Source organism: Nocardia terpenica (genome assembly GCF_013186535.1).
GTDB lineage: Bacteria > Actinomycetota > Actinomycetes > Mycobacteriales > Mycobacteriaceae > Nocardia > Nocardia terpenica.
The window spans coordinates 1,090,075-1,103,822 of record NZ_JABMCZ010000002.1 but is presented as its reverse complement, the minus strand read 5'-3'; the positions used below and the strand labels follow the sequence as shown (position 1 = coordinate 1,103,822).

General features: G+C 68.2%; 16 protein-coding genes. 6 read left to right on the top strand and 10 right to left on the bottom strand.

What is annotated here, in order from left to right:
* Positions 1-34 precede the first annotated feature (34 nt).
* Entirely contained in the window at positions 35-1,288 is a 1,254-nt protein-coding gene (gene tgt / locus HPY32_RS16695; protein WP_231951377.1) for a tRNA guanosine(34) transglycosylase Tgt, read from the top strand.
* A gap of 102 nt (positions 1,289-1,390) precedes the next feature.
* On the opposite strand, the gene HPY32_RS16690 is transcribed toward tgt, so the two are convergent.
* Positions 1,391-2,143, bottom strand: coding sequence for a queuosine precursor transporter (locus HPY32_RS16690; protein WP_067584937.1), 753 nt, complete (start codon positions 2,141-2,143; stop codon positions 1,391-1,393).
* A 70-nt stretch (positions 2,144-2,213) separates the two neighbouring features.
* Between HPY32_RS16690 and HPY32_RS16685 the strand changes: the two genes are divergently transcribed.
* On the top strand, positions 2,214-2,720 hold the full coding sequence (locus tag HPY32_RS16685) for a DUF4190 domain-containing protein (RefSeq protein ID WP_171982893.1): 507 nt from the start codon (positions 2,214-2,216) through the stop codon (positions 2,718-2,720).
* Between the two features lies 1 nt (position 2,721).
* On the opposite strand, the gene HPY32_RS16680 is transcribed toward HPY32_RS16685, so the two are convergent.
* Genes HPY32_RS16680 through HPY32_RS16670 form a run of 3 tightly spaced genes read right to left on the bottom strand, consistent with a single transcriptional unit; the run spans position 2,722 to position 4,657 of the window.
* Positions 2,722-3,177 carry an RDD family protein gene (locus HPY32_RS16680; RefSeq protein ID WP_067580039.1) on the bottom strand — a complete coding sequence of 152 codons (456 nt, stop codon included), beginning with the start codon at positions 3,175-3,177 and terminating at the stop codon, positions 2,722-2,724.
* A gap of 47 nt (positions 3,178-3,224) precedes the next feature.
* On the bottom strand, positions 3,225-4,160 hold the full coding sequence (gene gluQRS / locus HPY32_RS16675) for a tRNA glutamyl-Q(34) synthetase GluQRS (protein ID WP_067580041.1): 936 nt from the start codon (positions 4,158-4,160) through the stop codon (positions 3,225-3,227).
* 26 nt (positions 4,161-4,186) lie between these two features.
* Positions 4,187-4,657 carry a DUF309 domain-containing protein gene (locus HPY32_RS16670; RefSeq protein WP_067584940.1) on the bottom strand — a complete coding sequence of 157 codons (471 nt, stop codon included), beginning with the start codon at positions 4,655-4,657 and terminating at the stop codon, positions 4,187-4,189.
* A gap of 392 nt (positions 4,658-5,049) precedes the next feature.
* Between HPY32_RS16670 and HPY32_RS16665 the strand changes: the two genes are divergently transcribed.
* Positions 5,050-5,256: a DUF397 domain-containing protein gene (locus tag HPY32_RS16665; protein ID WP_082871108.1), complete on the top strand. Its 207-nt coding sequence runs from the start codon at positions 5,050-5,052 to the stop codon at positions 5,254-5,256.
* 68 nt (positions 5,257-5,324) lie between these two features.
* Here the strand turns inward: HPY32_RS16665 and qcrB are convergent, their stop codons facing one another.
* Positions 5,325-6,941 carry a cytochrome bc1 complex cytochrome b subunit gene (qcrB, locus tag HPY32_RS16660; RefSeq protein ID WP_067580043.1) on the bottom strand — a complete coding sequence of 539 codons (1,617 nt, stop codon included), beginning with the start codon at positions 6,939-6,941 and terminating at the stop codon, positions 5,325-5,327.
* A gap of 144 nt (positions 6,942-7,085) precedes the next feature.
* Between qcrB and HPY32_RS16655 the strand changes: the two genes are divergently transcribed.
* Positions 7,086-8,450, top strand: a complete 1,365-nt coding sequence (locus HPY32_RS16655) for a WS/DGAT domain-containing protein (RefSeq protein WP_067580045.1) — start codon at positions 7,086-7,088, stop codon at positions 8,448-8,450.
* A 5-nt stretch (positions 8,451-8,455) separates the two neighbouring features.
* Here the strand turns inward: HPY32_RS16655 and HPY32_RS16650 are convergent, their stop codons facing one another.
* Entirely contained in the window at positions 8,456-9,262 is an 807-nt protein-coding gene (locus tag HPY32_RS16650) for a hypothetical protein (RefSeq protein WP_156674029.1), read from the bottom strand.
* 76 nt (positions 9,263-9,338) lie between these two features.
* Positions 9,339-9,719 carry a hypothetical protein gene (locus HPY32_RS16645; protein ID WP_067580052.1) on the bottom strand — a complete coding sequence of 127 codons (381 nt, stop codon included), beginning with the start codon at positions 9,717-9,719 and terminating at the stop codon, positions 9,339-9,341.
* 142 nt (positions 9,720-9,861) lie between these two features.
* On the opposite strand from HPY32_RS16645, the gene HPY32_RS16640 reads away from it, so the two are divergent.
* Entirely contained in the window at positions 9,862-10,401 is a 540-nt protein-coding gene (locus HPY32_RS16640; RefSeq protein ID WP_067580054.1) for an SLATT domain-containing protein, read from the top strand.
* A 6-nt stretch (positions 10,402-10,407) separates the two neighbouring features.
* Here HPY32_RS16640 and HPY32_RS16635 read toward each other — a convergent pair whose 3' ends face one another.
* Together HPY32_RS16635 and HPY32_RS16630 are read right to left on the bottom strand one after the other, a co-directional pair.
* Positions 10,408-11,601 carry a globin domain-containing protein gene (locus tag HPY32_RS16635; RefSeq protein WP_067580056.1) on the bottom strand — a complete coding sequence of 398 codons (1,194 nt, stop codon included), beginning with the start codon at positions 11,599-11,601 and terminating at the stop codon, positions 10,408-10,410.
* Positions 11,598-12,041: an RrF2 family transcriptional regulator gene (locus tag HPY32_RS16630; RefSeq protein ID WP_067580058.1), complete on the bottom strand. Its 444-nt coding sequence runs from the start codon at positions 12,039-12,041 to the stop codon at positions 11,598-11,600. Before HPY32_RS16630 ends, HPY32_RS16635 begins: the two co-directional genes overlap by 4 nt.
* A 154-nt stretch (positions 12,042-12,195) precedes the next feature.
* On the opposite strand from HPY32_RS16630, the gene HPY32_RS16625 reads away from it, so the two are divergent.
* On the top strand, positions 12,196-13,047 hold the full coding sequence (locus HPY32_RS16625; RefSeq protein WP_156674031.1) for a hypothetical protein: 852 nt from the start codon (positions 12,196-12,198) through the stop codon (positions 13,045-13,047).
* A gap of 5 nt (positions 13,048-13,052) precedes the next feature.
* Here HPY32_RS16625 and HPY32_RS16620 read toward each other — a convergent pair whose 3' ends face one another.
* A complete protein-coding gene (locus HPY32_RS16620) occupies positions 13,053-13,685 on the bottom strand; it encodes a class I SAM-dependent methyltransferase (protein WP_067580062.1) in 633 nt (210 codons plus the stop codon).
* Positions 13,686-13,748: the final 63 nt, after the last annotated feature.

The window sequence follows — 13,748 nt, the reverse complement described above, 5'->3', positions numbered from 1 at the left end:
ATATTGCATGCCGGGACCCTGGCAATATTGGCGGGTGCCTGATCCTGCCTCGTTCTCGTTCTCCGTCGGTACCCGCTTGGAAGGGCGGCACGGTCGGTCCGGCGTCATTTCCACGCCGCACGGTGACATCGCGACACCGGCGTTCATTCCCGTCGGCACCAAGGCCACGGTGAAGGCGGTGCTGCCGGAGACCATGGCGGAGATCGGGGCGCAGGCGTTGCTGGCCAATGCCTATCACCTGTACCTGCAGCCGGGGTCCGACATCGTGGACGAGGCGGGCGGGCTGAGCGCGTTCATGAACTGGCCCGGCCCCACCTTCACCGACAGCGGCGGCTTCCAGGTGATGTCGCTGGGCGTCGGCTTCAAGAAGGTGCTGGCCATGGAGACGGTCGGCGTGCAGAACGACGATGTGATCGCGAAGGGCAAACAGCGGCTGGCCGTGGTCGACGACGACGGCGTCACCTTCCGGTCCCACCTGGACGGCTCCAAACACCGGTTCACGCCCGAGGTCTCGATGGGCATCCAGCACCGGCTGGGCGCGGACATCATGTTCGCCTTCGACGAGCTGACCACGCTGATGAATACCCGTGGCTACCAGGAGAAGTCGCTGCGGCGCACGCACGAGTGGGCGCAGCGCTGCATCGACGAGCACGAGCGGCTCACCGCCGAGCGCACCCACCGCCCGTATCAGGCGCTGTTCGCGGTGATCCAGGGCGCGCAGTACGAGGACCTGCGGCGCAAGGCATGTCGCGAGCTGGAGTCGATGCGCGGCCGGGGCGGAACGGAATTCGACGGCTACGGCATCGGCGGCGCGCTGGAGAAGCACAACCTGGGCACCATCGTCGGCTGGTGCTGTGACGAACTGCCCGAACACAAGCCGCGGCATCTGCTCGGCATCAGCGAGCCGGAGGACTTCTTCGTCGCCATCGAGAACGGCGCCGACACCTTCGACTGCGTGAACCCCTCCCGGGTGGCCCGCAATGCCGCCATCTACGTCGCCGAGGGCCGATTCAACATCAACACCAGCCGCTTCCGCCGCGACTTCACCCCCATCGACGAGACCTGCGACTGCTACACCTGCGCCCACTACACCCGCGCCTACCTCCACCACCTCTTCAAGGCCAAGGAGATGCTGGCCGCCACCCTCTGCACAATCCACAACGAGCGCTTCACAATTCGCCTCGTGGACGACATCCGCGCCAGCATCGAGGGGGGTTACTTCGACGAGTTCAAGGCGGAGACGTTGGGGCGCTGGAAGGGGAGGATCAAAGCGCCCGGGGCGCAATAACCCGCACCCTCATCTCTCATGATCCCGGCGTGCTTTTGGCCGGGATCTCCCGTGAGGTCCCGGCCAAAAGCACGCCGGGACCAAGGGGATGCGTCCAGCGGCCTAACTGAACAGCGCCGGGCGGTCCAGTGGCGCGTAGCTGGGCTCGCGCTTCTTCAGGTAGGCGATGCAGCGGTAGCTGATCGGCATGATCAGCACCTCGCACAGGGTCTTCCAGAGGAAGCCGACCAGAACGTAGTTGAGGTACGCGCCCCAGGTATTGATCCCGATCGCGGTGGCGGCGATGGAGCAGAACACCAGGGTGTCGCCGAATTCACCGGCGACCGTCGAGCCGAGCAGCCGCGCCCACAGGTGCCTCTCCTTGGTGCGCTCCTTGATCAGCACCAGCGTCACCGAGTTGAGGAACTGCCCGACGATGTACCCGGCCAGGCCCGCCGCCACCAGCTGCGGCGTGGTGCCGACCACGGTGCGGAAGGCGTCCTGATTGCCGTAGAACTCGGCCGCGGGCAACCCGATCGCGATCCAGAAGCACACGACCATCAGGGCCAGCATGCCGAAGCCGTAGTAGATGGTGCGCCGCGCGGCGCGGAATCCGTACACCTCGCTGAGCACGTCGCCGATGACGTAGGCGAGGGGGAACAGGAAGAACGCGCCGTCGGTGGTGATCGGCAGCACCTCGATCGGACCCAGCGCGAGGTGGTGCCCGGTGAAGAACTGCACGCCCTTGGTCGCGCAGATATTGGAGATCATCAGGGTGGCCGTGAACAGCGTCACGATCAGGGTGAAGGGTCCCCCCGCGGCCTGCGCGAACGATGCGTGCTCGGCCGCGGGGCGCCCAGGCCCCTCGAGGTCCACGGATTGTTTCGTCTCACTCACGAGGGTTGGACGATACCGGCAGGCGGTCGCGGTGGAATAGGCTGAACCAATGACGAATCCCGGCGATTCCGACGAATGGTGGAAAAAGTACGGTGGCGAGGGTGTGTCGTCCGAGTCGGGCGGCCACGCGACGCCCCCGCCCGAGTCCACGCCGCCGCCGGCGGGGTACGGCTCCACCCCCGGCTACCCCACCCAGCCGCCGGGAACCCCGCCCCCGCAGCAGCAGTACCCGAGCTGCCCCCAGCCCCCCGCGCAGCCGTACGGGCAGCCGGGCTACGGCTATCCGGGCGGCGGCCAGTACCAGCCCTACGGGTACCCCGCCCAGCGGCAGGGCACCAACGGCCTGGCCGTCGGTTCGCTGATCGCCTCGATCCTCGGGCTGTGCACCTGCGTGGGCGCGATCGTCGGCATCGTGCTGGGCATCATCGCGCTCAACCAGATCAAGGAGCGCGGCGGCGAGGGCCGCGGAATGGCGTTGGCGGGCATCTGGATCGGCGTGGTCGCCATTGTTCTGTCCATCATCTATGTCGCGGCGCGGCTGGTCACCACCCATTGAGTCAGGTGCGTACCACCTGGGTGCCGCCCGCGAATCGGTCGTGCCAGCCCTGGCCGTTGGGGTCCTGGGAGATCGTGACGGCGACCGAGATCGACAGCACCAGCGTCGCCACCGCGCCGAGGCAGGGCACGAGGGCGGCGGCGGCCCACAGGTTGCGCTTGAGCGAGGTCTGCGCGTCCGGCGGCTGACCGCCGGGCGCCAGCACCCGCAGGCCGACCAGCCGCTTGCCGAACGTGGTGCCCCTCGAAGTCTCTTGTGCCACACAGTATCCGGTGAAGGCGACGGCGATGAGCATGGGCGCGATCACCTTGGACATCAGCATGCTCGCGGGTGAGATTCCGGTCAGCAGGCCGATGCCGTAGAGGATCAGCCAGGCTGGGATGCCGATGATCAACGCGTCGATGATGCGGGCGATGAAGCGCGTGCCCAGATCGGCGTGCTGCCCAGCACTGGTCATACGGGTCCTTGTCGGGAATCGATCGCGGATGCGGACGAGTGGGTACCTTACGGATCGACGCCGAGTTGCACCACGTCGGCGGGGTCGATCCGCCAGGGCTCCCGGGGGAGGGCGTCCGGCCGGAACCGGTCGAGCAGTTCGGCGGGTGTGTCGGCGGCGTAGCCGAGCGAATTCGCCAGCAGCGCAACGACTTGGTGCGGGGACTCGCCGAGCGCGATGCGATCGGTGAGCGTCACCGCGCCGTCGCGTTTGGCCAGCCGCTCGCCCTCGGCATTGAGCACGAGCGGAACGTGGGCGTAGCGGGGGATCGCCAGCTCGAGCAGTTCGGCCAGATACGCCTGCCGCGGCGTGGACGGCAGCAGATCGTCCCCGCGCACCACCTGATCGACGCCCTGGTCGGCATCGTCGACCACGACCGCGAGATTGTAGGCGGGCGTCCCGTCGCCGCGGCGCAGCACGAAATCGTCCACCGCGCCCCGGTAGCGGCCGTGCAGCTCGTCGATGATCTCGAATTCCTTTGTCTGCGAGCGTAATCGAAGCGCGGCGGGCCGTCCCTCGGCGCGCCTGGCGGCGCGCTCGGCGTCGGTGAGGTCGCGGCAGGTGCCCGGGTAGGCGCCGAGGGGCCCGTGCGGCGCGGTCACGGCCTGCTGGATTTCCCTTCGGGTGCAATAACATTCGTAGGTCAGCCCGGCGTCGGTGAGCCGGTCGATGGCGGCGTGGTGCAGTGCTTGCCGGCGCGACTGCCGCACCACCGGGCCGTCCCAGTCCAGGCCGAGCGCGGCCAGATCCACCAGCTGGCGTTCGGCCGCGCCCGGTCGCACCCGGTCCAGATCCTCGATGCGGATCAGGAACCGGCGCCCGGTCGAGCGTGCGAACAGCCACGCCAGCAGGGCCGTTCGCAGATTGCCCAGGTGCAGGTCGCCGGAGGGGCTCGGCGCGAACCGTCCGGCGGCCCGGGGTCCCGAAGCGTCGTCATGGAGCATTCCGCTCATCGTAGGGAATCCGGCGTTCAGCCCCGTAGACGCGGTGCCAGCTGCCGATCGTCGATCGGGCGATCCGCGGCCAGGGCCGCCAGCAGCCGCTCGGCGTGGGCGATCAGGCCGGGCCCGTCGATGCGGTAGGGCGCGGGCCCGGCGGCGGTCAACCGGCCGATCGCCCGCTCCAGCAGCGTGGTGGCGCCCTTGGGATTACCGCGCTGGATGTGGGTGAGGCCGACGGCGTACTGGGCCAGGCCCTGCCACAGCATCCGCTCGGCGAACGGTGCGCTCTTCCAGGCGGCCTCGAGCACCTCGTGGGCATGGAAGGCGAGTCCGTCGTCCAGCAGGCGCTGGGCGTAGTCGAGGCTTTGCTCGGGTGTCAGGTCGAGGTCGTCCGGAATGCGCTCCACGCCGACGCTGCCCGCCGGTAAAGGGCGCCCGAGGCGGTCGCGAGGTCGGGCATTTCGGGCGCGTCCGGCAATATCACGATCACGATCCGTCACCAGTCCATGATGCCTCACTTCGGACGATTCGTGATTATTCGGGCGGAAACACAATGCTGGGCGGTCGAATTCATTGCGTCCACAGGTCTTGACGTCGACCGATCGAGTGTCGATCAGCAATTCGTTCGCAAACTACTACTCATTTCGCTGACTTCTCATTTGCATGATTGAATTCGAAAATACCTTTGCGCCACCTTGTCCAGAACCTGCTAGGGTTCAGAACGGGGAATCTCCCCATCTGTGCACGCAGACGTGCACGTTGAACGCACGAATGCAAGTTGCGCGCTTGTATCAGGCGCATCACGGGATCGATCTTCGAAGGTGGTCCCGATGGTCCGAACGAATGATGCCAGGGATACTCGTTCTCGAACGCAGCAAAGGAGTTACTCGTGATGGTTGACACGACCGGTGCCGTGTGGCGTAAGAGCAGCCACAGCGGCCCCGACGGAAACTGCGTGGAGGTGGCGTTTCTCCTCACCGGCAATGTCGCCGTCCGTGACACCAAAGACCGCGGAGACGGTCCGATTCTGGCGTTTGCTCCTGGAGAATGGGACGCGTTCGTCAGTGAGGTGACCGGAGGAGTGCTCCGGCGGTCCTGAGCCGGTAGCCGGGAAACGGCAAGCACGGCCCCGAGTCGATCGGCTCGGGGCCCGACGCGTTTTCGGGCCTAGCCGTGGTCCTGATGTTCGCGCAGCACCGCGAGCTGCCGATGTTCCTGCTCGTGCTCGACGGCGCGCAACTGCTCGTTCTCGTGTTCCGGGTCCGCGCGCAGGAAGCTGCCGGTTCCCGGTTTGCCGGACAGGCCCAGCCGATTCATCTTCTTCGGCACGGGAGCGCCCTGATATTCCAGCGGAATCGGATGACCGTGCTCGTCGACCGGTCCGAGCGGTTGATGCAGTTCGATGTACTCCCCGTGCGGCAACCGGCGAATGACGCCGGTCTCGATGCCGTGCTCGAGCACCGCGCGGTCGCTGCGCTGCAGGGCCAGGCACAGCCGGTAGGCCAGGAAGTAGGCCAGCGGCGGCACGAGCAGGAGCCCGATGCGGAAGGCCCAGGTGGTGGCGTTGAGCGAGATGTCGAACTTGTAGGCGATGATGTCGTTGACGCAGGCCAGGGTCAGCACCACGTAGAACGCGAGGGCCATAGCGCCGATCGCGGTCCGCACCGGCACGTCGCGCGGCCGCTGCAACAGGTTGTGGTGGGCGCGATCGCCGGTGAGCCGCTTCTCGATCCACGGATAGCCGATCAGCGCGCCGAACACGATCGGCATCATGATCGCGGCCGAGAAGGCGCCCGGCACGGTGTGCCCGAAGATGTAGAGCTCCCATGCCGGGAACAGGCGCAGCCAGCCGTCGGTCCACATCAGGTAGATGTCCGGCTGGGTGCCCGCCGAGACCTGGGACGGGTTGTACGGGCCCAGGTTCCAGATCGGATTGATCTGCAGCAGGCCGCCCATCAGCGCGACCACGCCCAGGGTGAACATGAAGAACGCGCCCTGATCCAGCGAGAACACCGGCACGATCCGGGTGCCGATCACGTTGCGCTCGGTGCGCGCCGGTCCCGGGTACTGGGTGTGCTTCTGGTACCAGACCAGCGCGATGTGCGCGGCGATCAGCGCCAGCATGATGCCCGGGAACAGCAGCACGTGCGCGATGTACAGGCGCGGAATGATGATGGTGCCGGGGAAGTCGCCGCCGAACATCAGCCAGTGCAGCCAGGTGCCGATCACGGGGCTGCCCAGGGTGATGCCGGAGAACGCGGCGCGCAGGCCGGTGCCGGACAGCAGGTCGTCGGGCAGCGAGTAGCCGAAGAAGCCCTCGAACATGGCGATGATCAGCAGGATCGAGCCGAGCACCCAGTTCGCCTCGCGCGGGCGGCGGAAGGCGCCGGTGAAGAAGATGCGGCACAGGTGCACGACCATCGAGGCGGCGAAAAGCAGTGCGGCCCAATGGTGTACCTGCCGCACGAACAGCCCGCCGCGCACGTCGAAGGAGATGCCCAGCGCCGAATCGTAGGCGCGCGACATGGCGACCCCGCGCAGCGGCTGATAGGTGCCGTGGTAGACGACCTCGGTCATGGACGGGTCGAAGAACAGGGTCAGGTACACGCCCGACAGCAGCAGGATGATGAAGCTGTACAGCGCGATCTCGCCGAGCAGGAACGACCAGTGCGTCGGAAATACCTTGTTGATCGAGCGTTTCACGAAGTTGGCGGCCGTGTACCGCTCGTCCATCGAGTCGGCCTGCTCGGCCATCAAGCGGCCCGCGACACCTCGAACTGCCATGGCAGTCACCCCGCCCCAGGAGAGAGAGTGTTTGTCCTACTACAGACGGTAGCACTACAGGGGCCGTGGATCTATAGGTTCGAGACCGTCTTGTGACCTCGTCAAGATCGAAAGATCTTGTACGCCAACGGTTAGGGTCGGCACATGGGTTCGCTGCTGCCGCGCGATGCGCTCGGGTACTGGCTGTCGCGCCGGGGCTGCAACGATCTGTTTCTGCTGTACTGCTTCGGCGAGACGGAGCGGTCCACGGCGTGGCTGCGCGCATGGATCGCCGAGCGCAGCGCGCGGATTCCGGAGCTGCGGGTGCGGTTGCGCGAGCGCCGGTTCGGCTATCCGGCCTGGGTGCCCGCCGGATTCACCGAGGATCGGGTGCTGGAGCACGCGGCGCCGACGTGGCCGGTCGCGGTGGCCGCGATCGGGGAACTGCTCGATCGCGGGGTGCGCGCGCAGGAGTCGCCCTGGCGGGTGCACCTGTTCCGGCACGTGTCCGGTGCGCCGGGTGTGGACGGGCCGGGGCTGATCGTCGTCCTCCAGCTGTCGCATGCCCTGGTCGATGGGCGCGGCGCGGCGGCCATTGCCCGCGCGCTGTTCTCGGAATCGGTGCCCCGCACGGCCGCCGGTTCGGGTGATCGCGCGATACCGTTCCGGCGGACCGGCCACATGCTCGCCCGGCTCTCGGCAGAGATCGCGGCCGAATCGTTCGCGCTGTCGATGATGCCAATCAGAGTGATACACACCGTGATTCGTGGATTCGGCGCGGAGCGTGCCCGGCGCGAGCTGGCCGCCCGTACCGCCCGGGGCGAACTGCCGCCGCCACCTCCGGCCCACCCGCCGACCGCGCTCAACCGAGCGCCCGCCCCGGCGGCGCACGCGGTCGCCATGCTCGTCCGCACCGACCTGCGGGTTCCCGGCCACACGGTGACCGTGGTGGCGGCCACCGCGGTCTCGCTGGCGCTCTCGCGCTACCTGTCCGCGCGTGGCTCTGCTCCCGCTGAGCTGGCGGCCCAGGTACCGCTCGCGCTGCCGAGCCGAAAGGGCAGCCCGCGCAACAACTATCGCGATCTGAGCATCGAATTGCACACCGCCGAAACCGATCTCCGCCGCCGCGCCGACCGGATCGCGGCCACGCTCGACGCCCGCCGCGCCCGCGCCCGGCACCCGCTGCAATTCGCCTCGGACCGCGTCACCGCGGTGCTGCCCGCCCCGATGCTGCGGCACGATATCGCCTGCTATCCAACGGATGTCGTCCCCGGCGCACTGTCGGGCCACACCGTGGTATCGAGCGTCGATCGCGGCCCCGCGGACCTCTCCTTCGCGGGTGCCCCCGTGCATTTCACCGCCGGGTTCCCGGCGCTCGGCGCCGTCATGCACCTGACCCACGGCGTGCACGGCCTGGGTGACACGGTCACCGTCTCCGTGCACGCCGATCCCGCGGTGGTGGACGTCGAAGACTATGCGGCGCAACTGGATACCGCCCTCTCCGAGGTGGTGGCCGCGCTGCGGGCGTGAGGGCGCTATGTCTTCATCGTCAGGCGGTAGGTCCGCAGGGTCGCCGCGAGGGCGGGGTTGATATCCGGTGGCGCGATATCCACGCCCGGGTCGGCGGTGGTGACCAGTCCCCTGGCGGTGCGGGCGTTTCGGGTGCGGCGCAGCCAGATCGCCCAGCAGTCCCATTCGCTGCCGTGCCGGGAGCCGTACACGATGCCGTGGGCGAGGCTGCCGTCGTCCAGGGTCAGCGGCCACAGCCGGGTGGCGATGGTGGTGGTGAGCCAGCGGTCGGGGCTGCGCAATTCGGCGACGCTGACCTCGGCGACGCCGTGCTCGACCAGACTGGTCGGCGCGTATTCGGCAATGGCGGACAGGCTGGTCGCGGCCTCGATATCGATGAACCAGCCCATGGTGGGCAGGGTGAGCCGATATAGCCGGTGCTCGGCGAGCCACGCGAAATCCAGTTCGCGGGGAGGGCGGTGGCCGACACCCGTCCATTCCTCGCGGATCAGCGACTCGAGTTCGTCGTCGTCGCCGACATCGTCGAAATACCGAGAGGCCGGTACGGGCAGTGTGGGTTTCAGCGGTGCGAGCAGTTCACCGTAGGCGCCGAGTTCGTTACTGGCGGCGTAGACGGTCTGCTGACCTGCGACGTCGTAACGGTTCCAGGTGCGGGGATCGTCGGCCGAGACCCGCCGCAGCATCGGATTCAGCGGCCCGAACGAGGGTTTCGCGAGCCGGTAGACGGTTCTGCGGGCGGAGGGAACGAGAGCGAATCCGGTCTTCGAGCAGGTCCGTATGGCCCCCGGTTTTCGGATATCGCTTTTAGACAAGAACGAACCCCCCTCGCATGACCCGGCCTCTGTGGATTCGAGGGTAGTCGAGAGGGGAGAATTGCGGCGCGCGGGTTCAGTATTCGGAGCCGTCGACGAAAGCGACTGCGGCCGCGACGACTTCGGCGTAGCGGCCCTCGCGGATGGCGAGGGCCGGTGACTCCTCGCCCAGGCGCGGGTTGGCGCCGATGAACCACGACCGCGCGGTATCGCTGCCCTCGGCGGTCGCGAGCATGCTCCAACAGCGGTGTGCCACCTGCAACCGGGCCAGGGCGGCGTCCCGCGGGCGCGGCCCGTCGGCCTGCGCCCATTTGTGCGGAAGTTTTCGGTCTCGCACATTGGCGATGAGTGCGACGAGCGTCGGTCCCAGGTGTTGTACCAGTTGTCGGGCCAGTTCGGGATGCGGCAACCGGGCCGTCTCGACATGGCTGGCGATGGCGCCGTTGGGAACACTCATGAGCGCACAACCCTTCGGGACGACGGAGAGCGAACATCTCTACCTGGTGAGACTAACGCCTCGTGCCACCGAAATGCAACCGTTGTGCTACGCTCACACCCCTACTCAGACCACTGTAATCCTCTTCCGAACGGGTTGTCTCGTGTGGCATCGGCTCGACCGCGATCGCGCCCGCAGCAGATCGACCGGGCTGCACACCCCGCCCTCCCCGCCCGGCGACGCCGACGCGCTCGACATCAGCCTGCACTACCTGGGCTTCTACCGCGACGAGTTCGAACGGACCCGGGTCGTGGTGAAGACGCGCGCCCGGCGCGTGGTGGTGTGGACCGCGGCCGCCAACGGGCTCATCGCGGTGCTGGGCACCGCCGTCGCGGTGTTCTCCGCGCCCTGGCTGGGCCTGTTCAGCACCGCCCTCGCCGCCTCGATCGGGGTCATGTCCGCGTGGGACGGCCTGTACCGGCATCGCGAGATGTGGGTGCAGCGCAGCGTGATCCTCGGTCAGCTGCAGGCCATGCTGCGCACCGTGGAGTTGCGGCGGGCCCAGGGCGCCGATCGCGACCTGCTCGCCGCCCAGACCATGGCCCACCTGAACGAGATCCTCGCCGACGATCTGGAGGCGTGGACCTCGCTGCGCCGCACCCAGCCCGCGACCCGCGAGCGGGCCGCGGAGCAGGAGCAATAATGTGGCTCAGCGGCCGTGCACAAGCCAGTCGGTCGGTGTGAACAACTCGAAATGCACACGGTGGTCCGGGATTCCGGCCGCGGCCAGCTGTGCGCGCACCGACCGGAGGAAGCCCGCGCCGCCGCACAGGTAGAAGTCCGCGTCGGCGGGCAGGTCGACCCCGGTGAGGTCGATCCGGCCGTCGCCCCGGTCCTGGTACCAGGTGCGGTAGGTGACATCGGTGAGCTCGCCGATCAGGCGGCGCACCCGCGCGCGCAGCGGATGGGTGTCGGCCGAGCGGTCGGCGTGCAGGACGACGGTGCGCCGGGCACGGTCGGCGGCGACCAGGTATTCGAGCATGCCGACCATGGGGGTGACGCCGATCCCGGCCGAGACCAGCACCACCGGCGTCTCGGCGGCGGTGTCGAGGACGAGATCGCCGAACGGCAGCGTGATCTGCAACCGATCCCCGACGGCGACGGTGTCGTGCAGCCACGCCGACACCTCGCCCTCGGGGCCGTGATCGGTCGCGAGGACCCGGCGGACGGCGATACCGAGCCGCCCCCGGCCCGGATCGCCGGTCAGGCTGTACTGGCGCAGCTGGCGCGCGCCGTCGGGCAGCTCGGCGGCGACCGAAATATATTGCCCCGGAAGGAAACCCGGCAGCGGTTCGGCGGGGTCCGCGGATTCCAGGACCAGGGTGACCGGCCCGGCCGGATCCTCCTCGCGTTCGACCACCCGGGCCTCGCGGAACACATCGCCCGGCCGCACCCCCGCCCGCTCGTACAGCGCGCGTTCGAGCTCGATCAGCGTCTCGGCCATCAGCCAGTAGACCCGATCCCACGCCCCGGCGACCTCGTCCGTAACCACCTGTGCGCCAAGGACTTCCACAATCGCGGCGAACAGGTGCTCGTGCACGATCCGGTACTCGTCGGCCGTCACGCCGAGCGAGGCGTGCTTGTGGCCGATGCGGGCCAGCATGCGCCGGGGATCCGGGAGCGCGGGGTCGACCAGGTGGGCCGCGAAGGTGACGATGGATGCGGCCAGCGCCCGCTGCTGCGATCCCTGCTGCTGATTGCCCCGGTTGAAGCGGTCGCGGGCCAGCTCGGGATGGGCGGCGAACATCCGGCGATAGAACAGCACGGTGATCTCGTCGATCCGCTCGCCGATCAGGGGCAGCGTGGCGCGAATGAGTTCCGTTGTGGCGGAAGTGATCGTCACGAAATCTCCCTACTCATCGGTTGCGGCACGATCTCGATGTGCCGATGCACCAGATCGTCGATTCGGTACCTGTCGAGTTCGCGATAGAACACCTCGCGGGCCTCGTCGAGGGCGGTGCGCAACTGGCATGGACCACCGCGGGCGCACAATCGGTCTCCCGCGCACTCGGCGGTGTCGAAGGCGCCGTCGAGCCGCCGGGCGATCCAGCCGACCGTCGCCTCCCGTCCCGGCCCGGTCAGCCGCAGCCCACCGGCCCGGCCCCGCTGCGGCGCCACCAGGCCCAACTCGGTGAGCTGGGCGACCACCCGGGCCACCGAGCGTTCCGACGCCCTGACCTGGCGGGCGATCAGCCTGGTGGTGACGCGTTCCCGCTCGGCGCTGCCGACCGCCAGCCGCATCATCGCGCGGAGCCCGAGATCGGTGAGGCGGGACAGCTGCATGCCGGTAACCGTACTGACCGATTTGTTCGGAATACAGGTTCGGCGACGGTGGGCTTAATTACGGCCGACGCGGGCAGATTTGCCGTGTCGGCCACCCCTATGCGGCGGGCGATCCGGTCCGCCGAAAAGACCGGTCATGTTTCCATATCAAAGTATGAATCTCATACACGCAGCGGCGGTTCGTACCGCCGCGACCGCCGTAATGGCGGTCCTGGCAACGGTTTTAGCCCTGACACCCGTTGCCGTCGCCGCGCCGCCCACCGCGACCCCACCGGGGTGGGCCCCGCCGCCGCCGAACGCGCCGGGATCGGGTCGTACGCCGTGGAAGTTCCAGCCCGACGGAACTTCGACGGTGGAGTTCGACCTGCCCGTCGCGAACGAAATCGTCCGGCTGCACACGCATTTCACGGTTCCGGCGCAGCCGCCCGCGGTGGGGACGATGTTCCTGTGGCCCGGCCTGGAGCCCAGCCAGGGCGGCCGCAACTACGATCCGGTCGGCCTGGGCGTGCTGCAACCGGTCCTCACCTGGGGTGACAGCTGCGCCCCCACCGCGCAGCCGCCCACCTATTCGTCCTGGTGGATCTCCGGCGAGTACGTCAATGTGGGCAACGACCCGGACTTCTCGGGCTGCCACTCGGGCTCGGCGATGGCGCCGCAGGTCGGCGACGCCCTGGACGCCGATTTCACCCTGGACCAGTCCACCGGCGTCTGGACCCAGACCGTCACCGGCCCTTCGGGTTCGGTGAACTACGCGATCAATCTGCAGCAGCAGGCCCAGAATCGGGCCATCTTCGCCATCGAACCGTGGGACAACGCCCAGTACGCCGGGCCACTGGTGTTCTCCGACACCACCATCACCTTCCGGGACGACAGCGAACAGAGCTGCACCCAGCCCAGCATCGCCTACGGCGGTGCGGGCGGCACCATCTCCGCACCCACCGCGATCGACGCCAAACACTGCCACGTGGACACGATTTCGGTCAACGGCCAGAGCGTCACGCCCTGACCCCCTCACCCGAAGGGCTTGGCGGCAACGACCCACTGGAATACCGCAGGCCCTTCGGGCTCGTGCAGGGCGACAACCTCATCGATCATCGGCTCCAATCCCGCCTCACCCAGCAGCCGCCTGTTGGTGGCGGCGTCGTAGCTGCTGAAGTACATCGGTACACCGAGCCAATTGTCCACGGCCCCTGCATCATTCCCGCTTCCCAGCGACGCCGCGAACCGCCCGCCCGGCCGCAGCCATCCGGCAATGCGCCGAAACAGCGCACCGTGCTCGGCCCGCGGCAGATGCGCGATCGAGTAGAAGGCGGTGACGGCGTCGAAGCTCGCGCGCCGGAATTCGACGGTCCCGATATCCGCCCGCACGAATCGCGCCCCGGGAACCCGAGCCCGAGCCAACTCCAACTGCCGAGCCGACAGATCGACCCCGACGACATCCGCGTGCTCGGCAAGCGCCGCGGTACACGGGATCCCGGCCCCACAACCCAGATCGAGCACGGCGGCCCGCTCGGGCAGCCCCGCGATCACCTCCCCCAGAACCCGAATCCGCGCATCGTCCCGAATCTCTCCCATCCACCCCAGGTACCGCTCGGCAATCCGGTCGTACCCGGTCTCCACCACCCTCTTCGGATCCTGCCCCATCAACCGGACGGTAGTGCCGTCGGTCCCGTCGCGCCAACGACTTTCCCGCCTGGTTCAATGTGC

Coding starts and splice junctions, on each gene's coding strand:
- qcrB (WP_067580043.1), bottom strand. CDS start 6,941: ATGGCAGTTCGAGGTGTCGCGGGCCGCTTGATGGCCGAGCAGGCCGAC.
- HPY32_RS16685 (WP_171982893.1), top strand. CDS start 2,214: ATGACGAATCCCGGCGATTCCGACGAATGGTGGAAAAAGTACGGTGGC.
- HPY32_RS16680 (WP_067580039.1), bottom strand. CDS start 3,177: ATGACCAGTGCTGGGCAGCACGCCGATCTGGGCACGCGCTTCATCGCC.
- HPY32_RS16630 (WP_067580058.1), bottom strand. CDS start 12,041: ATGCAGCTGTCCCGCCTCACCGATCTCGGGCTCCGCGCGATGATGCGG.
- HPY32_RS16665 (WP_082871108.1), top strand. CDS start 5,050: ATGGTTGACACGACCGGTGCCGTGTGGCGTAAGAGCAGCCACAGCGGC.
- HPY32_RS16620 (WP_067580062.1), bottom strand. CDS start 13,685: ATGGGGCAGGATCCGAAGAGGGTGGTGGAGACCGGGTACGACCGGATT.
- HPY32_RS16655 (WP_067580045.1), top strand. CDS start 7,086: ATGGGTTCGCTGCTGCCGCGCGATGCGCTCGGGTACTGGCTGTCGCGC.
- HPY32_RS16645 (WP_067580052.1), bottom strand. CDS start 9,719: ATGAGTGTTCCCAACGGCGCCATCGCCAGCCATGTCGAGACGGCCCGG.
- gluQRS (WP_067580041.1), bottom strand. CDS start 4,160: ATGCTCCATGACGACGCTTCGGGACCCCGGGCCGCCGGACGGTTCGCG.
- HPY32_RS16625 (WP_156674031.1), top strand. CDS start 12,196: ATGAATCTCATACACGCAGCGGCGGTTCGTACCGCCGCGACCGCCGTA.